The organism is Moraxella catarrhalis (genome assembly GCF_001656295.1).
GTDB lineage: Bacteria > Pseudomonadota > Gammaproteobacteria > Pseudomonadales > Moraxellaceae > Moraxella > Moraxella veridica.
Window position 1 is genome coordinate 1 of sequence record NZ_LXHE01000024.1, and the last position, 23,820, is coordinate 23,820.

Consider the following 23,820-nt stretch of genomic DNA (forward strand, 5'->3'; position numbering starts at 1 on the left):
CCCTATCGTTCGGGGATTCCTGCTCCCAGACGGTCAAGCTAGGCCGCAAGAATGTTCTTAGCGGCATTAATATCTCTATCATGCCATGTACTACACTTTGCACAAGTCCATTCTCTTATTGCCAAACCTGCTCTACCTTTCGGACTGCTGTTGTCAATTTGACGGCAACATGAGCAAGTTTGGGTAGTGTATCGTTCATTTACGATTTCTAAACGGCAACCTGCATACTTGCATTTATAGTCCAGTTGTCGCTTTAATTCAAACCAACCAGCATCATAGACGCTTTTAGCCAGTTTGCCTTTTTTGCTGTTAAATTGATTGGATTTAACATCACCAACAACAATCAGTGCATTTTGCTTGATCAGTCCTGTGGTGAATTTATGGATTAAGTCTAACCTTGTGTTTTTAATTTTGGCATGAATTGCTTTGACACGTTGTTTGTTTTTGGCTCTTTGGGCAATGGCTAAGTCTTTGGCGTATTTGAGTGTTTGTTTGATTTGTAGTTTATCACCGTTTGAGGTGGTGGCACTGTCTTTTAAACCACTGTCTTTTAAACCTAAGGCAATGCCAACACTACCTGCTCCACATTGTGTTTTAGGATAGTCTTTGACGGTGATACACGCATACCAGCGGTTACGGCTATCTTGGACGATTTGGCAGGTGTTGATTTGATATAGTGATAGGTTGTAGCTATCCCATAGGTCAAGGATTAGTTTTTGTCCTTTGGCTAGGGATAGTTGCAAGGTGGATTTTAAGCCCTTTTTACCAGTTTGGTGGGTGGCAATATGTTTGATTGCAGCTTTTTTAAAGGGTATCCAGCCTAGGCTCTTGTGTTTGGCATTGGGTCGGTTGGTTCGCCAGTTTAATTTTGCTTTTTTAAATTGCTTTCGGCTTTTGGCGTGGGTTTCATTGATGGCTTGGATGGTTTGCGAGTGCAACCCCAATAACTCACCGCTACCTTTGGTATATTCGTTTAGGTCGTAAGCACTAAAGAATTTACCAGTTTTTTGTAGGTACTTGTAACCCAAGTCATTGACATAGTTCCACACGAAATTGACCGAACCGCTTAGGCGGTTAAGCTGTGTGGCGTGCTTATCTTTGATGCGTAGCTTGAGTGTTTTCATGGGTTTGGGCATCATTGGATTTTTATATTTTAAAGTTTAGTCAAATGATATAGGGCATAATTCCACCGCCTAAAGTCGCAGGTTTACGGCGGTGATGGATAAAGAATAATACTTTGGATTGTTACAAATACAATTTCAAAATATCACTTAGTGGATTTTTTGATACTAGCGTATATTTTATCAAGTAAGGTTAGGGTAAAAAATATGGCAATAGGCAATAGGCAATACCATAATAGCAATCATTGCGTAGTTACTTAGAAAATCATAATATTTATTATATACTAAGTTGTATATACTAAATAAGCATAAAATAACGATGGAGTGTAAAAAATCCTTCTTGTAGTCTTCACCTATTTGATGATAATCCCTAGTTTCTATATTTTTTGTTAAAAAAATTAAATATAAAATTGGATATACGTTTACTAAAATATGAAAAAATACCCACAATAATCAAATAAGCATATATTGATATCTGTAAATGCATAAGAATAAAACCCATAATTAAACATACCACAGAGAAAAATAATGCATGAAAAATTTCTTGATTCATTAATTTACCACTTTTTTATTTGTTAGATAACAATCAGCCTGGAGGAATGATGCCACGTTTGATTTGCTGATCAATATTATTTTTATAATTTTCACCCAGCTCATTCCAATCCATATTATCAATTCTGTGCCCTAGGTAACCTCCAGCTGTACTACCAACAATCATACATCCTTCGCCACATACACGACCACCAACCAAACCACCTAATGTAGTAAGAGCTGTAGTGGCAACTGGATATGATGGGGTGGTGCTTTTTGAACTATCCCCATAATTATTCCCAGACTGGTCTGCCGCACCACCAGATACCATCTTGATTTGTTCAATGCTTAATTCAAACATAAAGTTACTCCTATTGACGGTAATAAATTAAAGTATTAACTCAATAATATCAATTAATAATATTGAGTTCTTTTATTGTTTTAAATACTGTGCAAAAAAATTAATAAATATGGATATGCTAAGCTAATCGGCGTTACTATCACAACCTTACCTGCCCAATCTATTTTTTGGGCGGAATAGACTAGACATGATAGGTATTATGATTTATGAGTAAATTCATCATAAACCTTGCCAATCCAAAAATTAGAGAGTGCTATAATAAGACATAATACAAGCATGTATGCAACCATCCCTAAAATAGCATTATCAGGAATTCTGTCATTGTAATTTTGATAAACTACTTTTGATAATACACAAAATAATAGAATGGTTAAGATTCTAAATACAGTCATCACTTTATCGTGTATTTTATAATCCTCGCACTATTATAAAGAATAATACTTTGGATTGTTACAAATACAATTTCAAAATATCACTTAGTGGATTTTTTGATACTAGCGTATATTTTATCAAGTAAGGTTAGGGTAAAAAATATGGCAATAGGCAATACCATAATAGCAATCATTGCGTAGTTACTTAGAAAATCATAATATTTATTATATACTAAGTTGTATACACCAAGTAAGCATAAAATAACGATGATACGCAAAAAAAGTATCATATCAAATTCTCACTATTATTAATTAATGACTTGAGTCTATTAAACAATCACCTTATGTTTAGTATGATATATCTCATTCTCAACTTTATTTAACTCATTGGTTTTTTATCAAAAAATGAATTTTTGTAAGTTGGGCGGAAGAATGATACCCAACAATTTTTTGATAAGTTTAAATAAAATCAATAACTTAAAATTTCGGGTTTTGCTATCGCGGAGCCACAACCATTACCATATTCTGTTATCAATACAGATAAAATAAAAGAATTTAAATCTGACATTTCTAAAGTAATAATTGTCATCTTTTTGTCTATAATATTAATCCGCGTGATAGCTGCCGATTTTAATTTCTTGATTTATGCTTAATTTAAAATATTCTAAAAAAATTAGCGAGATTGCAATTTAGTCTTAATCATTTTTTTTGATATATTAGAAAAAATAATCATTATAAATATAAACAATAACCATGAACTTGCATTTGATAAATCAAATAAATATTTAATAAACATATATATCAAGAAGCCTACTGTGAATGAAACCCATCCGCAATCACCAACAATATTTTTTAATAATTTTTTCATTTAAGGCAGTCCTCCAGAATACTTTAATTCGTAAGATTCAGCAATTTTTCTATATTTACGATACCATTCCCGGTCAAAATTTTCTACAGAATGTCCAATAACTGTACCAAATTCCATACCTTTTTTTCCAGCAAGCCTTTGTCCAGCAATACCTCCTATTAGAGCGCCCCAACCAGGCGGTTTTGATAAATCTGTTTTTGGTAATCCCAAAGACTGATTACCGCTATCCCCATAATTATTCCCAGACTGGTCTGCCGCACCACCAGATACCATCTTGATTTGTTCAATGCTTAATTCAAACATAAAGTTACTCCTATTAACAAAGGTAAATTAAGTATTAAATTAATAATATTAATTTACTTTATTTTTTAAAATAACTAATTTTATTTAAAGATAAAATCAAGATGCAAAACAATAAATACTGTGCAAAAAAATTAATGAATATAGGTATGCTTATATTTTGCAAAAATATACAATAAATCACATACATACAAATACAAGAAATAATAGCTGATATAAAAATATTTTTAAAAGAATAATTTCTGAAATTCATAGCATTTCCTGAATTAAAAAATTATGACCACAGCTATGGTTTTTTATACCAAAATATTAAATGATTAGTCATTATGAAATAGCCCATTTTGCAACTGCCTATCTACAGAATTTTTATAATTTTCACCTAACTGATGATAGTCAATATTTACTATTTTATGCCCCACATAAGACCCTGCCAAACCCAAAGCTGGAGACGCCCAAGGTGCAGCTGGTCCAGTATAAGCTCCAGCAATAGTTCCAACTGCCCCTCCTATACCCTGACCCCAAGAAAAGTTGCTATTTGTTTTATTGCTACCACTATCCCCATAATTATTCCCAGACTGATCTGTTGCACCACCAGAGACCATCTTGATTTGTTCAATACTTAATTCAAACATAAAGTTACTCCTATTGACAGTAATAAATTAAAGTATTAACTCAATAATATCCAATTGTGCCATTTTGGCTATTGCCAACCTAACATCATTGGATATACTGTTATCGGTTACCTGCAAAAGATTGCACAAACTAATTGGCTCATATTGCATAATTTTCTTAAGTAAATATTGACTATCGTCATTGATATTGATCTTTAAGCCATTGGCAATGACATAGCCTTTTTCAAGTGTTCTACCATCTACAATGTTAGATACAATCAATGTTGTTTTTTTGCGAATATTAATTGCCAAATAGCAGTATAAATCACAGAGAATATAAATGCACCAAATAGTGTTTTCCAATAGCTCAAAGATTGAAAAATGATAAAATTAACACCTATCCACATTAAAAACATATGAATAAATCTTAATAAACTATCTTTTGCTTTAGTCATATTACCACCAACAAGTTGCAAGATGGTAAGCTCCACCACCGATTGATCCGCCAACTGCGCCAACGCCCGCTCCTAATGATGCTCCAACTCCTGCAGCTATTGCTTCAGATGCAGCCCCTCCTATCGCACCAGTAATCGCTCCACCTACTACACTTTTTCCAAAATTTTTCCAACTACAAGGGTCATTTTTATCGTTTTTATCGTTAGAACTATCCCCATAATTATTCCCAGACTGATCTGTTGCACCACCAGAGACCATCTTAATTTGTTCAATGCTTAATTCAAACATAAAGTTACTCCTATTGACAGTAATAAATTAAAGTATTAACTCAATAATATCCAATTGTGCCATTTTGGCTATTACCAACCTAACATCATTGGATATGCTGCCATCGGTTACCTGCAAAAGATTGCACAAACTAATTGGCTCATATTGTATAATTTTCTTAAGTAAATATTGACTATCGTCATTGATATTAATCTTTAAGCCATTGGCAATGACATAGCCTTTTTCAAGTGTTCTGCCATCTACAATGTTAGATACAATCAATGCATCATCAGGAATGTCATCTGCATCGGCATCGGCATTACCAAACAACTGCATATTAAAAGCACTGTCGCTGCGATAGTTCGCCATATGTTCTTGCATGAATTTATCATAAACCACAGGGTCTGTCATGATGGCAGACAATTCATTGCAAGCTTGTATAATATTATCTTTATCACTTTCCCAGTCAGACAAATTGTATCTTAAGGGTAGGATGTTTGGTGTTTGCTTGACTAGCCACTGCATATAGTCATAGCCTGTTGGGGCAAATGTTTCTATCGCCAAATGGAATGTCTCACAACCCATTGGAACAGGATTGTGCCACCACCCACGTGGGATATATAGCACATCACCAGCTTCCAATACAATCTCCATATCAGGTATGGTTGGCTCTGGTACATCCACATCTTTGGACTGTTGCATATATAACGGGCTTTCAAAATTGGGTTTGTATAACGCCCAGTGTTTTTTGCCCATCAGTTGCACTGCAAACACATCGCGAGTATCCCAATGGCTTTTAAAAGAAGCATCACTACCAAACACCAAGTAGCCACTTACAACGGTTGGTGCTTGTACAAAATGGGAAATTTGTTTTGCCAAACCGTCTACAAAAGGTTCATTGTTAATGCGATTATAAACAATGGTTGCGCCATGCTTCATATGATGATAAATGGCAGATTTAATAAAGGCAAACTCCAGTGACAGTCACCGTTATTGGCGCCATTTAAAGTGAAAAACTCATGCCTGGCATGTCCAGTGATGACAGCATGCATCTAGACTGCGACTGGTTAAAAATTAAACGCCATTCGATCAATCTTTATTTAACATATTCGGCGCATTCACAGCCAAATTGAATAAAAACATGGCTAAATTTTAATTAATCTTAATTTATGATCAAAGCGACACTGAATATATCACGTTGATAAAATCGCGACTTCTTTGACATAGCTTTCAAAATCTGCCAAGCTTTCAGCCAAAAGCTCATCGTCTTGTAAGTGCTTGGCATATTCAATCCAAAGCAGCAGCTGATAGATGCTGTTAAATTCGCTGGCGTTAAATTGCTTCACAAACTGCTTAATGGTACTTTCATCAGACAGCTTTAGGCGGGCGTACCACGTTTCAATTTTGGCAATTTGTTCGGGCGTAAATTGACACTCAAACAAAGCCTGCGTCAGCGCATGGCGATCTTCTTCGACGATCAATTTGCCCACGCGCTTGATTTGGCGATTTTTGGCGCCGCCGGAGCTGATACTCGCCAATTGAGACAGCTCGTCCAAAAAATACTCGCTGACTGGCAAAGATTTTTGTTGCTTTTTGGATAAATTGGCAAGTGGCACCGCCAAAGCCTGCAAGCGCTCGTGGGATTTTTTGATTTCGGTACGAGAAACTCGCATGTCCATTTTTGACCAATCAATCATGATATTCTCTTAACTATTAAACGCTATCTTCAATCCAAAATCGTCTTTCGCGATGCTTGGCAGTGACTTTGAGCGATTTTGGTAAACTGTTTTTAAGCTTTGATTCTACCGCTCTGACGATATAAACCGAGCGATGCTTACCGCCTGTACAGCCGATGGCGATGGTGACGCTGTGGCGGTTATTGTGGATGAAATGGAGTAGCCATTTTTGTAAAAAATTGGCAATGTCCGTTGCCATCTCGTCCACTTCTGGATATTTGGCAAAAAATGCCCGAACTTCCTTATCTTCGCCCGACTGCTCACGAAGATTGGGGTGCCAATGTGGATTGGGCAAAATACGCACATCAAACACATAATCAGAATCTTTGGGGGTGCCGTATTTAAAGCCAAATGACAATAAAGTGATGGTCAGCTCCACCTCTAAGCCCAGATAATCACGCACCCGCTCTTTGAGCTCATGTGTATTGAGCAGACTGGTGTCTAGCTTGATATCAGCAAGCCTTGCAATGGGTTCAAGCAGCGCAATTTCGCTATGAATGGCTTTGGGCAAATTACCCACCACGCCCATCGTGATCAACGGATGTACGCGGCGTGTCGCCCCAAAGCGCGCCACGAGCACCTCCTCTGAGGCGATGGCATACAGCACTTTGACGACCTGCTCGCCGTATGTTTGTACTAAGCGTTCATACACATCAGGAAAGTCAGATAAATCCGCTGCTGGTACACGTGCATCGACGCCAAGCGCAATCTTGGCGACGCTGTTTTCGGCGGTCAGACAATCTACCGCATCGGCAAGCAGCGATAAAGGCAGGTTATCAATGACATAATAACCAAAATCTTCAAGCACATTTAGGATCGAGGTCTTACCCGAGCCTGAACGCCCTGAGACAATGATAATACAGCTGGGTATCTGTGGTTGCATGAGATCACCTATCCGCCAAACTGAGTGTTCAGACCGAAACTGGGTTATTTAAAACGACTTCCAAATTATCCAAAAGCCGCGCTTTACCAAGCCACGCCGCCGCCAATAAAACCAGTGCCTGATCACCACAGCTGACTTTTTGTAGTTTTTGATTATAGATTTCTAAATAATCCACCACAAAACCGGCTTGGGTAAGCTTAGATTTGGCAACATCAATCAGCGCATCATAATCCATCAAATCAGCGGTCTGAAGCGTCTTAGCAACAGCTTGCAGAGTCTGCTGCAGCACAGGCGCTGTGGCACGCTCGCTATCGGTTAGGTACTGATTGCGTGATGACAACGCCAATCCATCTTGCGCTCGCACAATTGGTGCACCGATAATTTCTACGCCAAAGTTTAGCTCATCATTCAGCTGTCTGATGATGGCAAGCTGCTGATAGTCTTTTTTACCAAACACGGCAATCTGCGGCTTGACGATATTAAACAGCTTACTCACCACCAAGCCCACACCGTCAAAATGCGTAGGGCGTGTCTGACCGCACAGCATCTTGGTGATCTCGCCTGAGAGCACCTGCACATTGGGCGGATAAGCGGGATACATCTCCTCGACACTCGGCGCAAATACCAAATCAGCAGCGCCTGATAATTTATCCACATCTGCCTCAAGCGTGCGTGGGTAACTGTCGAAGTCCTCGCCTACCCCAAATTGGGTCGGATTGACAAAAATACTCACAACCACAATGTCGGCGTGCTGCTTAGCAATATTAACAAGCGATAAGTGCCCATCATGTAAATTGCCCATGGTGGGCACCAAGGCAATTTTTTGATCGTTTTTGCGATATTCATCAAGCGCCGTGCGCAATTGTAAGATGTTATGAAAAATGTTCATGGCAAACCTTGGTATGATTGATGCAAATATGCCACTAAAAGGCTTTGGTTATTTAGTTGGTAAATGAAATAGCAGTCTTAACGCCGACAAACTCGTTATAAAAAACTGTGTGCAGGCGTTGGAAATGCTTTTTGCTTGACTTCTTCGTGGTATAATTCAAATGCCCCTTGAATGCTTCGGCTGGCATTTTTAGGGTCTGTCAAAAAATCCTTGACAAATTTGGCAGGTTTTCGGGTATAAACGCCCAGTATGTCATGCATGACCAACACTTGACCATCGGTATCCACGCCTGCGCCGATACCGATGACAGGCACATCGACGCTTTGTGTGATGGTTTTGGCAAGCTCAGCTGGCACGCATTCAAGCAAAAGTACCGCCGCCCCTGCCGCAGTCACAGCATGGCAGTCTTCGATCAGCCGATTGGCGGCTTCGTCGGTTTTACCCTGAACTTTATAGCCACCAAAGACATTCACCGATTGGGGCGTTAAGCCCAAGTGCACACAAGCGGGAACGCCATTATCCGCAAGTGTTGAGACAATCTGAGTCAGATTGCGACCACCTTCAATTTTCACCATATGAGCGCCAGCTTGCATGACCGCCTTGGCACTGGCGATGGCATCATCCAAAGTGGCATAGCTCATAAATGGCAAATCCGTCATGATCAGCGCATGCGTGTTAGTGCGCGCAACATTCGCAGTGTGATATACCATATCTGCCACCGTCACTGGCAATGTCGAGGCTTGACCTTGAACAACCATACCTAGGCTATCGCCCACCAAAATACTATCCACCCCTGCCGCCTGCATCGAAGCAGCAAAACTGGCATCATAACAAGTCAAGCAGCTGAATTTTTCACCAGTTGCCTTGTATTTATTTAAAGTGGACAAAGTAATGGGTACTTTTGGCTTGTCGGCTAAATAAGTCATCTGTTTTCACTGTGATTGTGCGTCATTGATGATCACATGACGCTTGTTAATAAATTTATCAGCGGCTTTTGACCGCTTCATAAGACCTGTGATATGTCGCCAAATCGTCAGCAGCTGATATGAGCAATGAAAAGTTGTCAAGCCCAATCTTTATGGGTGCACTAAGCAATTTTTCTACCCATAACGACAAGCTTAAATCCGATCGCTTGACGTTATCATGCCCACCGATCCAACAATTCAAGCCCTGTCATGTCATGCGCAACAGGGCTTTGGCTGATTGGTGTACCTTGGATATGAACATCTTCAAGCTCCAATAGCGGCACAAGCACAAAGTTTCGCTCAAACAAGCCTGGATGCGGGACGGTCAGGCGATCGGTATTGATAATTTCATCGCCATACAGCAGCACATCCACATCCAAAGATCGCTCACCCCAATGACGCTTGCGGATGCGACCAGCATCGTTTTCCAAAGACTGACAAAAATCAAGTAAAGCAATGGGCGACAGTGTGGTTTTGGCTGACAGCACCGCATTATAAAAATCTGGCTGATCGGTTACACCAAAAGCCGCTGAGCGATACAGCGACGAGGTGCGCACTTCATAAAATGCCGATGAAGCTTTGAAGGCTGCCACCGCCCGCTCAATATGCTCAATGGGCGTGCCCAGTGGATTGCTGATATTAGCCCCAAGTCCAATATAGCAGTCAATCATATGCTATCTTCCTTTGGTTTGGCATTGGATTTGCGGCTGCGCGTCCGCTTCGGCTTGGTCTCGCTGCTGCCTGCATCCGTTTTTGAAGCTGATTTGTCAGCATGATCGGCGGGCGTATTCTCAGTAACAACCGCCTTAGTCTTCCGTGTACGGCGCCGTGCAGGCTTTGGTGCTTGAGGGGCTGCCTGGTCTTCACTCACACCCTGCTCACGCTCTTTGATGGACAAAGTCGACGATGGTTTACGCTTACGGTGGCGAGATGCTGGAATATACGGCTCATCATTGGCAAGCAGTTTTTCAAAATCTGCCTCAGTAAAATTCACCGGCTCAAAGACAGGCGTAGGCATGCTAGGCTTTGGCAATTTGGCTCGTGCTTTGGGTTTTTTGGTTAAATCTTCTGCACCTGCCACCACAAACAAGGGCTCAGGGCGTGTTTTGATTAGCTCATCGTCACCACGCAAAGACAACTCTTTGAGCTGCTCAAGCTCACGAGTCTTGGCATCTTTTTTGGCATTACGATCACGGCGACGTTTTGGCGTGCCTGCTTGTGTACCAAATTCCTCAATCATCATCGCTTTATCAACAGCACTGGCGTCCTGATAGGCCTGCCACCAAACGCCCATATTTTGGGTCGGCTCAGACAATAGATGGGTATCATAACCTTCTCTAAGTACCAAAAAATCAAATGCGGCACGAAACTTTGGCAAACGCTCCAAATTGGCGATGTCACGCACCCTTGGATTGACAAGCTTAGGCTGAAGTAGCCAAATATCTGTAATGAATTGTTCGGCAAACTTAGGAATCGCGGTTTTGATACGCTGGGCGTCGATGGTTTTTTCGGCCGCCTTAATCTGCGCTTCATGAAACGGCAAGCCGCGCTTTTTATATTTTGCCAATTGATACAGATAATTTTCCCAAAGCATCGCTGCATAAAAAAATGCTGGATTGACGCTTTTGTCTGCTGCGATACGCCGATCGGTGTTTTGGGCGACCGCCATCATCAAAGGCGTCGGCTCATTGGGTGCATAATTCATCAAACTTGGCATCGCGCCATAGTCAAAGAGCAGCGGCAACAGCGGCGTCAAATACCCGCCGCTGAACATTTTTTGGGTTTCGTCATACAAGCGATGCGCCGAAACCTGCTCAAGCAACGCCCAATTTTCTTGATTGAATTGTTCAGCCAACGAGTCATCAAAATCAAAGTCAAGCTTCGCCTTAAAGCGCAATGCACGAAGCAGACGCACGGGGTCTTCTTCGATGCGCACTCTAGCATCGCCAAGTAAGCGAAGCGTACGACTTTTGATGTCTTTGAGCGCACCACAAAAATCCAGTACCTCGGCTTTGATGGGCTGATAATACAACGCATTAATGCTAAAATCTCGGCGTGCAAAATCTTGCTCAATGTCGCCCCAAACATTATCACGGGTGATCATACCGTCATCGGTGGTGTGTGTATCGTCTTTGGGCGGCGCACGAAAAGTCGCCACCTCAATCATCTCACGACCTGAATACACATGCGCCAACTGAAAACGCCGCCCAATGATACGGCAACGACCCCCAAAAATTGCTTTAATCTCATGCGGTCTTGCATCGGTCACCGCATCAAAATCCTTAGGCGCCAAACCAAGTAAGCTGTCTCTAACACCACCGCCAACAATATAAGCATCAAATCCTGCTTTTTGTAGTGTGCCGATGACCTCGACAATACTGTGCGGCAAACTGCCTCTTTGTAGTCGCAGCGATTTGGCTGAATGTGTGGTACGGATACTCTTTTTGGTTTGTTTTGGCTTTTTAGGCACTTTGCCCATGCCTGCTCCTTGATTACTGGGACATTGCCCAAAACTCATCATAATTAAACCTTTTATTTTAACGCTTATCTAACAAAAAAGCGAATAAAAAACCAATATTTTCACTAAAGCTTGAAGGTTATCAGTACAGTTTTGGATATTTTTGATAATTTAGGTTAAAAAATCTATGAATGCTTGATTAATGAGTAGTGATCGCTCAAGATTAATTTGCCACACTTAGGCGGTGACGGTTCTTATTTAAAATGGCAGGTCCAATACCTTTGACATTCATCAGTGATTGAACTGAGTCAAATTTGCCATGCTCGTGCCGATAATCCACGATGGCTTGGGCGGTCTTATGCCCCACACCCACCAAGCTTACAAAGTCAGCTTGGCTTGCGGTATTGATATTTAGAGGTTTGGATTTTTGGGTACTTATCAGTGCTTGATAGGCACTATTTGCATCAGCATAGCACTGTTTGGCTTCGTTGGCATATCCAAAGCCTGCATACAAAAGACCGCCAAATAATAAGGCGATGGCTGATAAAGTGTTAAGTTTCATTTGCCTTTGCCATCTCCCAATAACGATCCATTTCGGTCAAATCACTGTTCTCAAACGATTTACCCCGTTCCATCAGCGACCGCTCAACATATGCAAAACGGCGACGAAATTTGCCGACAGTGCCTTGAAGTGCCATCTCGCTATCAATATCCAAATGGCGTGCCAAATTGGTCAACACAAACAGCACATCGCCCAGCTCATCAGATAATTTTTGTTTTTGATTACCGCTTAGCTTATCTGTTTTATAATTAAAATCACCCAAAGGCAATAACTCATAAAGCTCGCCCAATTCTTCATTGAGTTTATCAAGTACGCCTTGCAGATTTGACCAGTCAAAGCCAACGCTTGCCGCTTTGTCTTGTAAATGCTGAGATTGCATGAGTGCACTACCTGCCTTGACATCAGATAACAGGCGTATGGGCTGACCCAAAGCCGCCAAATGTGCTTTTTCTTGGGCTTTAATCTCATCCCATCGGCGTTTGACATCAGCATCGGTTTGTAAATTTTCTTGCTCAAAAACATGCGGATGGCGACGGATCAGCTTATCTTGTAATGCCAAAATCACAGCCGACATATCAAAACGCCCCGCCTCTTGATATAAATGCGTATGAAAAATCACCTGCAATAGCACATCGCCCAACTCGCTTTTGAGCTGCTCGGTAGCAAATGCCGAGCCATCGTCGGTCTGAATGGCTTCAATCAGCTCATAAACCTCTTCGATGGCATATTTTTGTAAACTGGCGTTGGTTTGCTTGGCATCCCAAGGGCAATCGGTGCGAAGGCGTGCCATCAATGCAAGCAAATCATCAAAATTGTCGGTTGGCGTCATAAGCTCTCCAATAAAAATCTCCTTATTGTTATTATAACAACAAGGAGATTTTGGTCAATTTAAAAGATACTCATTGTGCCAAATCAGCAAATAATGCCGTTGACAAATAACGCTCACCTGATGATGGTATGATGACGACGATAAGCTTACCTGCGTTTTCTTCTCGTGCTGCCAATTCAAGTGCCGCCGAAACTGCCGCACCTGATGAGATACCAACAAGCAAGCCTTCTTTGGCTGCCATATCTCGTGCCACACTAAAGGCATCTTCATTGGCGACTTTGATGACCTCATCATAGATATCTGTATTGAGTACTGATGGGATAAATCCTGCACCAATGCCTTGGATTGGGTGCGGGCCTTTTTCACCGCCTGATAAGACAGGTGAAGCCAGTGGCTCAACTGCAACAATTTGAACGCCTTCTTTTTTGGCTTTGAGTGCCTCACCGACACCTGTCACTGTACCGCCTGTACCCACGCCTGAGACAAAAATATCCACTTGACCATCTGTATCCGCCCAAATCTCTTCGGCGGTGGTATCACGGTGGATTTGTGGATTGGCTAAATTATCAAATTGGCGTGGCATAAAATAGCCGTCTTGGGCAGCAAGCTCATTGGCTTTGGCAATCGCCCCACCCATGCCCTCAGCCGCTGGCGTCAGCACAAGCTTGGCACCATACGCACGAAGCAATGCCCGACGCTCAAGGCTCATGCTTTCAGGCATGGTAATCACCAAGCGGTAACCTCGTGCCGCTGCCACCATGGCAAGCCCAATGCCTGTGTTGCCACTGGTCGCCTCAACGATGGTGGTATCTTTGGTCAAAAGCCCTGATTTTTCGGCATCGTCAATCATCGCAAGGGCAATGCGATCTTTGACCGAACTGGCTGGATTGGCATACTCAAGCTTGACCACCACACGAGCAGATAAGCCTTCGGTGAGACGATTGAGTTCGACAAGTGGGGTATTCCCAATCAAATCAGTAATACTGTTGACGATAGCCATAGGACATTCCTCGTATTGATTTTGATATAAAGTCAGCCGCCTTTTAACTGTTGGCTGATGTATGTATATAGAAATATGAGTGATATTATACACAGCCAGTATACATAATTGTTAATCAAAATCAAAGGGTGCTTATGCTGTTTTGGAATTTTAGCCATTCATCCCCATCATTGTCAATCAAAATTAACCGCTCTAATACAGTGCCTGCTCTACGATTTTTTTAATGCTTTCACTTTCAAATTGTGTGACAAATTTCACCTCAATACCCTGACACTGATTCAATGTTTTGAACCATCGCTCGGCGTGCCTGATTTTTTGCTGTTCAGTTTGGCGCAAATGACTCTCGCCTGCCACGCCTTTACTTTCCACCACCAAATTCAAACGCTCACCCCCACTGGTCTTGACGATATAGGCAAAATCAGGCGAATAAGTTCCACCGCCTGCCACAGGGATTTTAATGGCTTTTTTGGGGATTTTGGTGAATACCACCACTTCTTTAATCTCGTCGTCTGTGACATTTTGATGTTCAATTTCGCTATCAAAAAACACTTTATCAAACAAAAAGCTATCAAGCGGTGTTTCGCTTTCGCTGAGCATGCCCCAATCTTGACTGATGTCGATTTCTGATAACGCCTTGCCTTGTTTATCGGTGAGCTTAGTTGGGTGAACTTGACTGCTGATTTTTTGATAACCGACTTCAAACTTGCTTAACGAATGTGCCAGCAAATAATCGTTAAAGCCAGATAACATAAATCTTATCGTGTCATCATTCATAAAGTTTCGAATATCAAGCGTATCTTTTAGCTCAAAAAAGGCTTGATGCAAAGTGCTGATTTTTATGTAGGCTTTTTGGGCAAGCTTGGTCAAAAACTCTCGATAGCCCATCGTAACAATCGGCTCAAACAGCTCATTTTCTAGACTGGTTTGGGTTTGAAAATCTATCCGATTGTCCGCCGTTTTAATCATCTTTTGCGTTTGAATACTGATGCCTGTGGCGGTAAAACGCTGTTGATTATCCTGTAAAAAAGCCTTAAATAATACCAAGGTATCATCTTCATCCATCTGATACTGCAAAACTGCTTTTTGATTAATGGCTTCCCATAAGGTTTTTAATTCATCGTATTTACCGACACGCACGGCGGCTTTGGTTTTAGATTGATCTTTATTGTCGCTGATTTTGCCGTTTTTAAGCGTCGCCACCGTAAAGGCTTTGGGGAATTGGCGTTTTAATCGCTCAAAACCATCGCTTGTAAAATTATCGTCATCATCAATCGCTCCAAGCTCATACAACTCATTCATCAACAGGCGTTTTTTAACATCAGGGTAGGCGGATTTGATTTTGTCAAAAACTTCATCGTTGAATGTCTCATAACCCACTTCATGCTCGCTTGATTGGTTGATTTCTGCTTTTAACTTAGCGACAAAATCGCTTTCAGAGCTGTCCACAAAATAATTCAGCTTAAAATCACCATCTTTGACACGGCTCATATATTCATTGACAGGCAAACGCAGTCCACGCCCCACTTCTTGCAGCTTACTGGTTTCAGAGCCACTAGAACGCAATTTACAAATGCCAAACACATTGGGGTTATCCCACCCTTCACGCAAGGTCCATTTGGAGAAAATAAAACGGCGTGGATTATTCAGCGAAAGCAAACTTTCCTTATCGTGCAAAATTTCGCTTACTTCTTGGGCGATTTTTTCATCGTCCGTGCTGTTATCTTTAGAAAAATAGCCACCATGCGTCGCCGATACATCGTTTAGCACCGTCTGCAAAGAGTGATAAAACGCCGTTCCTGCTTCTGCTGTTTCCAATGCCTTTTGAGCTTCGCCTTTTAGCATATGTTCAAAACGATTTTTTAAGCTACCCGCTATCTTATCACCATCACGATAACCTTTGATGTCATCAATAAAAAACAGCGTTAAGGGCTTGATTTTATCCGCTCGATTTAAGAGTGTTCGTTCATTGTCAAAATGCGAGCGTATGGCATGACGCATCATCATGTCCATCACATTGTCCGAATAAGAAAATGGATTGATAGAATCGCCTTTTTTTAATTCCACACCATTACTTAGCACAACCTTAGTTTTATTAAGATTATCCAAATATAAATCGCTAATGTGGGCGTGGATTTTATGCAAATTCTCGCCCTTGTTAAGGTGAAATTTCTGCTTATCAAATTCAAAAATAGCGGTTGTACCATCGCTATCTATAAAGCTGACTTTTCCCTGTTTATCGCCATCAATGGTCTGAATATGGGCAGTAACGCCTTTCACCAAATCTTGATTAAACGCATCAATGGCAGATAGATGATAAATCAGATTTTTAAATCTATCATTAAATGTCGCCCCATATCGCAAGATGTATTGTGGCGAAAAACTCATTAAGCTCTGCCAAGTTTTATTACTGTCATCAAAGCGGTGAGGCTCGTCAATAATCAATATCGGGCGAGTAGACGCAATGGCTTCAAAAGGCTTGCTAAACTTATCTTTCAGCAGCACGCTGTCATCATTGCCACTATCCTCACCTTTCATCGTTTTGCTGTTTACCATGCCCATATTTAAGAGTAAAACATGGATTTTATGGGCATTATCCGCCTGCACAAAGCGTATGATTTCAGACGGCATGGGGTTATTTCGTTTGCCTTTTTTGGTTTTTTGGCTTTGTACGACATACAGCTCGATTTGGGTTTGCCCATAGGCGTTATCAAAGTCTAGGCGAAAATGGTTTTTGAGCGCATCTGACTTTAAAAACTGCTCTGTGCCTGCCTTAATCGATAAAGTCGGCACCACAATCACAAATTTATATACCCCAAGCTGACGGTGCATTTCGTACATCGTTTGGGTGTAGGTGTAGGTCTTACCCGTGCCTGTTTCCATAGAAATATCTAAGATATTAGAAAAATCAGGCGTTTTATCAATCTGATTTTGCGACTGAATTTGGCGGATATTGTCTTGGTATTGCTTGTCTGACAATGTCAAAGTTGGATTTTCGCCCTTATCGTTATCTTGTTTATTGGCGTGATGAAAAACACTTAATATTGAGCTTATCGCCTGTTGTTGGTGAGGTAAATGCTTTTCGTAATGAAACCCTGTTTTCATCTTAATACCTCACCAATAGCGACAAATGTACATTCTTTTTGTTGTTATAGGTATCCAATGCCTGCTTTAACTCACGCTGCTTGGCGCTTTCAACCATCTCTCCAAACAACACAATCCGCTCAATGATAAAATCAGCATCATGATCTAATTTATCCAACAAGGCTTTAATCGCCACACTGTCAAAATCAGGGTAAACTACATACAAAGTCGTGCCGCACAAATTGGCACTATAACCCCCTAATTCCACGCTTTGTACACTTTGGGTCAGGGCATTGCCATCATAAACGCACCAAGTGGTCAGCAAAGTTTCATATTGTTTGGGCTCAAGATTAGCGTGAAGCATTTCGGGGAATTCAAGCTGTGGGCTAATCTCGTCATCGGTTGCACGAAAATCAGGCATGGTTTCAAAGATCTTAAAACCCAAATCGCCTTGATAATCGGGGTTTTCGGATTTGATTTTTTGGGCAGCTTTCTCAATACGGGCTTTAGTAATGTCGAAAATAGTTGGAATAGCTTTTTTCATTTCTACTTTTACAAAATTAAAAGCAGCTTCTGCAATTTTCCTAGCTTTTCCTGTCCCTTTGACTTCAATAATTTCATCAATTTGTACTAGAATAAATTTCCTTGCTCCATTGTCTGCAATATTTTGCTTAAAAATAGCTTCTGCAAAACTTCCAGAACCTGCAAAAAAATCTAAATAAATTGCATTTTTATCATTGGTATTTGCGATAAAATTTTTCAATAAATCTAAAGGTTTAGGATTAGCAAAAGGTGTTATTTCCGTGCCAAATAAGCCTTTTAAATGGGTTGTAGATTTTCTTGTTTGTATTTTTATATAAGATCTTAATAAATCTAATCTATCTTCAGTTATATAAGTTTTTTTGCTTGGCGACACATCATTATTATCAGGAAATTCAATTAATCCCTGTTCAAGCCACTCATTCCAAGTATCTAGAGTGCAACTCCACCCCCTATTTGGGGTTTTGCAATAACTGCCAGTTTTAGGATTTAAGCGTAAATCTTGTGCACCACTATTTTGTGGATCATCAATAGGTCCAGTTCTATAAACACCTTTGTTGTCAGCAAATTTATAATTTGAGAGATTATCTTTCATCAGCTTATTCTTCTGATAAAAGTTTTTTAGTTCAGCTTCTATTTTTTGATAATTGCCAGCATTTTGTTTGTGTATTTCTATAATTTTCTCATACAAAGGGTTAGTAATTCCATATTCCCAACTCTTTGCTTTATCAAAAATTTTGGCGTATGCCAAAACATATTCATGCGATGTTGAGACAATATAGGGGTCATTTTTAGGTGTGCCGTCAATAATAATACAACCAACAAAATTCTCCTCCCCAAACACTTCATCACATAAGAGTTTCAGCTGTGCTTGTTCATTATCATCAATGCTGATAAAAATCACACCGTCTTCTTTGAGTAGCTCACGGGCGATATACAGGCGTGGATACATAAAGGTCAGCCACGCACTGTGGGAATTGGATTTTTTGGCGGTAAAGTCTAGCACCCGACGGGCTTCATCCGTGCTCATATCGGCAAGTTTGGCAAGCTCATCAGGGGTGAATTTACGGTCGTCTTGATACACAAAGCCGTCCGAGCCTGTATTATAAGGCGGGTCGATGTATATCATTTTGACTTGATTGGCATAGGCGTTTTTTAGGTGCTTTAAGACTTCTAAATTATCGCCTTTAATGAGTAGGTTTTGGCTATGTTGGTTTTGAGATTGCGTATTGTGAGCGGAGTCTTCACCGAGCAATGTGATGGGCGGACAGTCGCACAGGTAGCGTGCGTAGGATTTACCCAGCCAATTCATCGTATAATATTCACGACTGACAGGCACATTGGCTGTTTGTAGCTGTTCTGCCAGTTTATCAGGCAAAAACAAGCCGTCTTTGTCAGAGCACTGGGGAAAGTGCTGTTTGAGTAGAGCGATCGATGAGTTTTCGCCAGTATCGGCAAATAAATGCTCGGTCAGGAGTGTCATAGTACCACCCCCATATCCGTATTAATTAGCGTAAAATTAGCCGTTGCGTTGCGTTGCGTTGCGTTGCGTTGCGTTGCGTTGCGTTGCGTTGCGTTGCGTTGCGAATCATGGTATTTTCCTTAAATTTGGATGTCAAGCCATTGCATAAATTTTCTATTCTAGCAGTTTTTATCTTTGAATTAAAATTAAGTTGGTGATATTCGCCTTTTATTGATATTTTTGCTAAAATCAGTTTTATTTGATTGAAGAATATCCTATGCAGACATTTTCTCCCATCACCATTTCTTGCTTTAAGGCGTATGATGTCCGAGGTGAGCTGGGTGTGACGCTTGATGAGCATATCAGCTATCGCATTGCTCGAGCTTTTGCTCAGATCTTAAAAACTAACAACACCACCAAACGCCCTACCATCGTCATCGGCTCAGATATTAGACCATCAAGCCATAGCCTGAAACTTGCCGCCATCGAAGGCATAACAGACGCTGGCGTGGATGTGATTGACCTTGGTATGACAGGCACCGAAGAGGTATATTTTGCGACCAGTCATTATCAAGCCATCGGTGGGATTGAGGTAACTGCAAGCCACAATCCCATCAATTATAATGGCTTAAAAATGGTGCGTGAAAACTCACGCCCCATCAGTGCCGATACGGGACTAGCCGAAGTGCGTGTATTGGCTGAAAGCGGTAATTTTATTCAAAGTAAAAAAGGCAGCATCACCCAAAATACTGACAAAACCGCTTATATTGATAAACTGATGAGCTTTGTGGATACCGCTCAGTTTACTCCAAAAAAAATCGTCATCAACAGTGGTAACGGCTCAGCAGGTCCTGTCATTGATGCCCTTGAAGCACGCTTAGCAGGTTCACCGATTGAGCTGCTTAAAATACATCACACCCCAGATGGTTCATTTCCTAACGGTATCCCAAATCCCATGATTGTTGCCAACCAAGCCGCTACCCGTGATGCCGTCATCGCACATAAAGCGGACTTTGGCGTGGCATTTGATGGGGATTTTGACCGTTGTTTTTTGTTTGATGAAAACGGACGATTCATTGATGGCAGTTATGTGGTTGGTATGCTGGCAGCGGCATTTTTACAAAAATATCCCAAGCAGACCATCGTTTATGATCCACGCGTCATTTATAACACGCAAAATATCATCAAAAAGATGCAAGGCACGCCCGCTCTTAGTAAATCTGGGCATTCATTCATCAAGCAAGTCATGCGTGAAACACAAGCCATCTATGGCGGTGAAATGTCGGCACACCATTATTTTAAAGACTTTTTTTATTGTGATAGTGGCATGATTCCTTGGCTATTGGTCATTGAACTTCTGTCAGTCACAGGCAAGTCTTTGGCAGAGCTTGTTGATGATTATATTCAAGATTTCCCAAGTTCAGGTGAGCGTAATTTTAGGCTGGGTAAAACTGATGCTGCCACCATCAGCCAAGGTTTAGAACAAAAATACGCCCATCTTAATCCCAAAAAAAATACCTTAGATGGACTGAGCTTGGATTTTGGTAATTGGCGGTTTAATTTGCGTTCAAGCAATACCGAACCACTCATCCGCCTAAATGTCGAGGCATGCGGTGATGCCACACTGTTAACTCAAAAAACCAAAGAAATCATCGACCATCTCCAAAAACAAGGGGCAATCGCCACCGACCATTGATTTATCTTATCTATAACAATAGCCACTGATATTTTAGTGGCTATTTTAATGATCGGATTTGGCTTGCCTTAGACTTTGAATTTATCACCCACCAAACCCTTGACCGTATTTAAAATATCAGCAGGCAGCACCACCATTTTGGCATTATTTGACTTTGCCATCTCGTTCATCGCTTTGATGTATTGCTCGCCCAAAAGATACACCACGGGCATATCTTTACCATCCATTGCCTGAGAAATCAGACGAATCGATTCTTCGGAACCACGCGCTAAGACAACTTGAGCCTCAGCATCACGGCGAGAGGCTTCTAGGCGACCATCTGCTTCTAAGATGGCGGCTTGTTTTTGCCCATCGGCACGGGTGACGGTGGCACGGCGTTGACGCTCGGCGGCCGCTTGCTCCTCCATCGCCAACTGCATGGTCGCTGATGGCTTGATGTCTTGGATTTCCACAGTTTTTAGGGTAATTCCCCAATCAGAAATGTCATCACTGATGGCATGTTTTAGCTGTGCTTTAATTTGGTCACGGCTGGATAAGGCAGCATCCAAATCCATCTCACCGATGATGGAGCGTAAGGATGTTTGTACCAAATTACGAATGCCATGTTCATAATTTTCGATGCCATAGACTGCCTGCTCAGGCTGCACGATATTGATGTATGCCACTGCATTGGCGATGATAACTACATTATCGCGTGTGATGACTTCTTGGCTTGGGATATCAAGTACGATGTCTTTGGTGGTGACTTTATAAGCCACATTATCCACATAAGGAATAATAAAATTCAGACCTGGCTCAAGTGTTTGGTGATATTTACCCAAACGCTGAATGATCCATTTTTCGCCTTGCGACACCATTTTTACACCTTTATAAATGGTGAATACCACCAAGGCAATGAGTACCAAAATAATGACGGTAAATTCCATAGCTTTCCTTGTTATTATGTATAAATTATTATGTATAAAAGTTATTATGTATAAAAAATAAATTTTGGCGTTATTTTGGCATGACAATCAGCTCATTGCCCATCACAGCGGTGACAATCACTCGTGTACCCACCTCGATAGGGCGACCATCAAGCGTACGACATGCCCATTCAGCAGCACCTACTTTGGGTACAGAAAATCTAACCACACCCAAGCCATTTGTCAGTACGGGCGATACAATCATGCCAATCTCACCAACAATCACCGAGCCGCCAAGCCCTGCCTTGGTGCGTGTTTTGATGCGTGGCTGAATCAGCCTAAACCACAAAATGCACGCCACAATCGACAAGCCTAGCCAAATCACCACTTGGCTCAACAAACCCATCGGCACTACCCAAAGCAGCAACGCAGTCACCAAAGCCGCCACTCCAAACCAAAGCATCGCAAAGCTGGGTATAAATAACTCACCCATCATTAACAGCATGCCAATCACCGCCCAATGCCAAGGTTGTAATCCCATATTCTATCCTATCCCTACCAAATCGCATCTATTCGTTTAACAATCCATCTTGCCTATCAGCCAATTTTGGTTTCATTAGCTGCCCATAGCCCAAATGGGATATTAATTATCATCAAAACCACCAATACCATTAACGGCAATTGCCAATCACCTTGCCATTGATACAGCTTACCAATCATCAAAGGACCAAACATCGCAATGCTATAGCCCACCGCTTGCACCATACTGGATAAATCACGTGCGGTTTCGGTGCTGGTCGTACGAAGCGAGAACATCATCAAGCTTAAGGTAAATACCAAAGCACACCCAAAGCCCATCAAAGCCGACCAAAGCAGCATCAAAGATGGCATCATTAACAGCCCAGATATACCCAAAGCATTCATCAAACAACCTGCCACAGAAATGATCTGAAACGATGTGCCACGCCGTGAAAGCCAAGTGAGCCATAAAATCGCAAGTGGTGCCATGACCTGAAACACGAAAGGCAATCGTATCGCTTCATCTAGCGTTGCCCCAAATGCCATACCAATTGATGGTAAAAAACTTGCCAAGCTATAAAATAAAAACGACTGAAGCCCAAGTAAAACCGCCATTTGCCAAGCGGCTTTTTGACGCCAAAGATTGATGGGTTTTTCTAGATGGACGGTTGACTTGATAGAGGATAAGGTTGGCATAAGTTTAGGATTAACCATACGATTATGCCGATAAATCAACCACCAAATCCATGCGGCAATCACACCAAAGATTGCCCAACTGCTCATCGCAAATTGCCAGCCAAATGTTTTGGCAAATGGTACTACCATCCAAGCACCAAAGCCCGCCAAAGTGGACATACTTAGACTAAACACACCTGTAGCAAGTGCAATGTTATTAGGGGCGTATTGCTTAATAAAAGGTGCAGTTAGGGCATTTAGCATCCCAATGGCAAACGACAAAATCAGCGTGCCAACATATAGTTCCATCACCCCAAACCAGTTGCGTATTGCCACCCCCAACGCCAATAAAAGCGTCATGCCAATCATCATCCGCTCAAGCCCAAATTTTCTTGCCAATACCGCCGCCATCAATGAGCCAAATGCAAATAACGGCATCGGCATCGCACCAAGATAGCCAATCTGTGCCGCCGATAGACCAAAATCATCGGACAGCATGGGCACGATTGAACCCATCATCACCAAAGGTGAACGCATATTTGCCGCCGCAAAAATCAGCCCGATAATCAGTAGCAATAACGAGGTTTTGGCAGATGTGCTGCTTTTGGGTGTCTGTGTTGTGGCATGATTTGGCATGGGTTATCCAGATAAATTGACGATGAGCCAATGATTAATTGTGTCATTATAGTGAACTTAACACATATTTGCCATTGTATCTATGATTTTATCTAAAA

The 23,820-nt window shown here is 41.5% G+C and carries 23 protein-coding genes; 1 reads left to right on the plus strand and 22 read right to left on the minus strand.

Annotated elements, in window-relative coordinates:
* Nucleotides 1-38 precede the first annotated feature (38 nt).
* The 19 genes from AO382_RS09450 to AO382_RS09535 form a co-directional block, all read right to left on the minus strand.
* The gene (locus AO382_RS09450; protein ID WP_064620565.1) at nt 39-1,124 is read right to left on the minus strand and encodes an RNA-guided endonuclease InsQ/TnpB family protein; all 1,086 of its coding nucleotides are present in this window, start codon (nt 1,122-1,124) and stop codon (nt 39-41) included.
* Between the two features lie 583 nt (nt 1,125-1,707).
* Nucleotides 1,708-2,013, minus strand: coding sequence for a hypothetical protein (locus AO382_RS09455; RefSeq protein WP_064620568.1), 306 nt, complete (start codon nt 2,011-2,013; stop codon nt 1,708-1,710).
* 1,239 nt (nt 2,014-3,252) lie between these two features.
* Nucleotides 3,253-3,555, minus strand: a complete 303-nt coding sequence (locus AO382_RS09460) for a hypothetical protein (protein WP_064620571.1) — start codon at nt 3,553-3,555, stop codon at nt 3,253-3,255.
* 314 nt (nt 3,556-3,869) lie between these two features.
* Complete coding sequence (locus AO382_RS09465; protein ID WP_064620573.1) at nt 3,870-4,184, minus strand: hypothetical protein; 315 nt, start codon at nt 4,182-4,184, stop codon at nt 3,870-3,872.
* A 27-nt stretch (nt 4,185-4,211) separates the two neighbouring features.
* On the minus strand, nt 4,212-4,475 hold the full coding sequence (locus AO382_RS09470; protein ID WP_181878879.1) for a hypothetical protein: 264 nt from the start codon (nt 4,473-4,475) through the stop codon (nt 4,212-4,214).
* A gap of 144 nt (nt 4,476-4,619) precedes the next feature.
* On the minus strand, nt 4,620-4,907 hold the full coding sequence (locus AO382_RS09475) for a hypothetical protein (protein ID WP_064611606.1): 288 nt from the start codon (nt 4,905-4,907) through the stop codon (nt 4,620-4,622).
* A gap of 27 nt (nt 4,908-4,934) precedes the next feature.
* Nucleotides 4,935-5,825 (minus strand): JmjC domain-containing protein, encoded by an 891-nt coding sequence (locus AO382_RS09480; protein WP_064620578.1) that lies wholly within the window; start codon nt 5,823-5,825, stop codon nt 4,935-4,937.
* 254 nt (nt 5,826-6,079) lie between these two features.
* Entirely contained in the window at nt 6,080-6,583 is a 504-nt protein-coding gene (gene yjgA, locus AO382_RS09485) for a ribosome biogenesis factor YjgA (protein ID WP_049235623.1), read from the minus strand.
* Between the two features lie 16 nt (nt 6,584-6,599).
* Nucleotides 6,600-7,505 (minus strand): RNase adapter RapZ, encoded by a 906-nt coding sequence (gene rapZ / locus AO382_RS09490; RefSeq protein WP_064620581.1) that lies wholly within the window; start codon nt 7,503-7,505, stop codon nt 6,600-6,602.
* A 28-nt stretch (nt 7,506-7,533) separates the two neighbouring features.
* The gene (gene panC, locus AO382_RS09495; RefSeq protein WP_064620584.1) at nt 7,534-8,394 is read right to left on the minus strand and encodes a pantoate--beta-alanine ligase; all 861 of its coding nucleotides are present in this window, start codon (nt 8,392-8,394) and stop codon (nt 7,534-7,536) included.
* A gap of 95 nt (nt 8,395-8,489) precedes the next feature.
* Nucleotides 8,490-9,320 carry a 3-methyl-2-oxobutanoate hydroxymethyltransferase gene (gene panB / locus AO382_RS09500; RefSeq protein ID WP_064620587.1) on the minus strand — a complete coding sequence of 277 codons (831 nt, stop codon included), beginning with the start codon at nt 9,318-9,320 and terminating at the stop codon, nt 8,490-8,492.
* A 6-nt stretch (nt 9,321-9,326) separates the two neighbouring features.
* Entirely contained in the window at nt 9,327-9,461 is a 135-nt protein-coding gene (locus AO382_RS11340; RefSeq protein WP_258865262.1) for a hypothetical protein, read from the minus strand.
* A gap of 74 nt (nt 9,462-9,535) precedes the next feature.
* Nucleotides 9,536-10,030 carry a 2-amino-4-hydroxy-6-hydroxymethyldihydropteridine diphosphokinase gene (folK, locus tag AO382_RS09505; RefSeq protein WP_064620590.1) on the minus strand — a complete coding sequence of 165 codons (495 nt, stop codon included), beginning with the start codon at nt 10,028-10,030 and terminating at the stop codon, nt 9,536-9,538.
* On the minus strand, nt 10,027-11,838 hold the full coding sequence (gene pcnB / locus AO382_RS09510; RefSeq protein WP_064620593.1) for a polynucleotide adenylyltransferase PcnB: 1,812 nt from the start codon (nt 11,836-11,838) through the stop codon (nt 10,027-10,029). Before pcnB ends, folK begins: the two co-directional genes overlap by 4 nt.
* 202 nt (nt 11,839-12,040) lie before the next feature.
* The gene (locus tag AO382_RS09515; RefSeq protein ID WP_064602727.1) at nt 12,041-12,379 is read right to left on the minus strand and encodes a ComEA family DNA-binding protein; all 339 of its coding nucleotides are present in this window, start codon (nt 12,377-12,379) and stop codon (nt 12,041-12,043) included.
* Nucleotides 12,369-13,208 carry a nucleoside triphosphate pyrophosphohydrolase gene (gene mazG / locus AO382_RS09520; protein ID WP_064620596.1) on the minus strand — a complete coding sequence of 280 codons (840 nt, stop codon included), beginning with the start codon at nt 13,206-13,208 and terminating at the stop codon, nt 12,369-12,371. Before mazG ends, AO382_RS09515 begins: the two co-directional genes overlap by 11 nt.
* A 70-nt stretch (nt 13,209-13,278) precedes the next feature.
* Nucleotides 13,279-14,208: a cysteine synthase A gene (gene cysK, locus AO382_RS09525; protein ID WP_064620603.1), complete on the minus strand. Its 930-nt coding sequence runs from the start codon at nt 14,206-14,208 to the stop codon at nt 13,279-13,281.
* Between the two features lie 192 nt (nt 14,209-14,400).
* Nucleotides 14,401-17,310: a type III restriction-modification system endonuclease gene (locus tag AO382_RS09530; protein WP_064620606.1), complete on the minus strand. Its 2,910-nt coding sequence runs from the start codon at nt 17,308-17,310 to the stop codon at nt 14,401-14,403.
* 1 nt (nt 17,311) lies between these two features.
* Nucleotides 17,312-19,312 carry a site-specific DNA-methyltransferase gene (locus AO382_RS09535; protein ID WP_064620609.1) on the minus strand — a complete coding sequence of 667 codons (2,001 nt, stop codon included), beginning with the start codon at nt 19,310-19,312 and terminating at the stop codon, nt 17,312-17,314.
* Nucleotides 19,313-19,568: 256 nt separating this feature from the next.
* On the opposite strand from AO382_RS09535, the gene AO382_RS09540 reads away from it, so the two are divergent.
* Nucleotides 19,569-20,987 (plus strand): phosphomannomutase/phosphoglucomutase, encoded by a 1,419-nt coding sequence (locus AO382_RS09540; protein ID WP_064620613.1) that lies wholly within the window; start codon nt 19,569-19,571, stop codon nt 20,985-20,987.
* Between the two features lie 68 nt (nt 20,988-21,055).
* On the opposite strand, the gene AO382_RS09545 is transcribed toward AO382_RS09540, so the two are convergent.
* From AO382_RS09545 to AO382_RS09555, 3 genes are all read right to left on the minus strand, one after another.
* Nucleotides 21,056-21,913: an SPFH domain-containing protein gene (locus tag AO382_RS09545; RefSeq protein ID WP_064603062.1), complete on the minus strand. Its 858-nt coding sequence runs from the start codon at nt 21,911-21,913 to the stop codon at nt 21,056-21,058.
* A gap of 70 nt (nt 21,914-21,983) precedes the next feature.
* Nucleotides 21,984-22,433: an NfeD family protein gene (locus tag AO382_RS09550; protein ID WP_064620616.1), complete on the minus strand. Its 450-nt coding sequence runs from the start codon at nt 22,431-22,433 to the stop codon at nt 21,984-21,986.
* Between the two features lie 56 nt (nt 22,434-22,489).
* The gene (locus tag AO382_RS09555; protein ID WP_064620619.1) at nt 22,490-23,722 is read right to left on the minus strand and encodes a CynX/NimT family MFS transporter; all 1,233 of its coding nucleotides are present in this window, start codon (nt 23,720-23,722) and stop codon (nt 22,490-22,492) included.
* Between the last annotated feature and the right edge of the window lie 98 nt (nt 23,723-23,820).

Coding starts and splice junctions, on each gene's coding strand:
- AO382_RS09465 (WP_064620573.1), bottom strand. CDS start 4,184: ATGTTTGAATTAAGTATTGAACAAATCAAGATGGTCTCTGGTGGTGCA.
- AO382_RS09475 (WP_064611606.1), bottom strand. CDS start 4,907: ATGTTTGAATTAAGCATTGAACAAATTAAGATGGTCTCTGGTGGTGCA.
- folK (WP_064620590.1), bottom strand. CDS start 10,030: ATGATTGACTGCTATATTGGACTTGGGGCTAATATCAGCAATCCACTG.
- AO382_RS09450 (WP_064620565.1), bottom strand. CDS start 1,124: ATGAAAACACTCAAGCTACGCATCAAAGATAAGCACGCCACACAGCTT.
- AO382_RS09460 (WP_064620571.1), bottom strand. CDS start 3,555: ATGTTTGAATTAAGCATTGAACAAATCAAGATGGTATCTGGTGGTGCG.
- yjgA (WP_049235623.1), bottom strand. CDS start 6,583: ATGATTGATTGGTCAAAAATGGACATGCGAGTTTCTCGTACCGAAATC.
- AO382_RS09515 (WP_064602727.1), bottom strand. CDS start 12,379: ATGAAACTTAACACTTTATCAGCCATCGCCTTATTATTTGGCGGTCTT.
- AO382_RS09550 (WP_064620616.1), bottom strand. CDS start 22,433: ATGGGATTACAACCTTGGCATTGGGCGGTGATTGGCATGCTGTTAATG.
- cysK (WP_064620603.1), bottom strand. CDS start 14,208: ATGGCTATCGTCAACAGTATTACTGATTTGATTGGGAATACCCCACTT.
- AO382_RS09555 (WP_064620619.1), bottom strand. CDS start 23,722: ATGCCAAATCATGCCACAACACAGACACCCAAAAGCAGCACATCTGCC.
- rapZ (WP_064620581.1), bottom strand. CDS start 7,505: ATGCAACCACAGATACCCAGCTGTATTATCATTGTCTCAGGGCGTTCA.
- AO382_RS09545 (WP_064603062.1), bottom strand. CDS start 21,913: ATGGAATTTACCGTCATTATTTTGGTACTCATTGCCTTGGTGGTATTC.
- AO382_RS09530 (WP_064620606.1), bottom strand. CDS start 17,310: ATGAAAACAGGGTTTCATTACGAAAAGCATTTACCTCACCAACAACAG.
- AO382_RS09535 (WP_064620609.1), bottom strand. CDS start 19,312: ATGACACTCCTGACCGAGCATTTATTTGCCGATACTGGCGAAAACTCA.
- AO382_RS09455 (WP_064620568.1), bottom strand. CDS start 2,013: ATGTTTGAATTAAGCATTGAACAAATCAAGATGGTATCTGGTGGTGCG.
- AO382_RS09540 (WP_064620613.1), top strand. CDS start 19,569: ATGCAGACATTTTCTCCCATCACCATTTCTTGCTTTAAGGCGTATGAT.
- AO382_RS09480 (WP_064620578.1), bottom strand. CDS start 5,825: ATGAAGCATGGCGCAACCATTGTTTATAATCGCATTAACAATGAACCT.
- panB (WP_064620587.1), bottom strand. CDS start 9,320: ATGACTTATTTAGCCGACAAGCCAAAAGTACCCATTACTTTGTCCACT.
- pcnB (WP_064620593.1), bottom strand. CDS start 11,838: ATGGGCAAAGTGCCTAAAAAGCCAAAACAAACCAAAAAGAGTATCCGT.
- mazG (WP_064620596.1), bottom strand. CDS start 13,208: ATGACGCCAACCGACAATTTTGATGATTTGCTTGCATTGATGGCACGC.
- panC (WP_064620584.1), bottom strand. CDS start 8,394: ATGAACATTTTTCATAACATCTTACAATTGCGCACGGCGCTTGATGAA.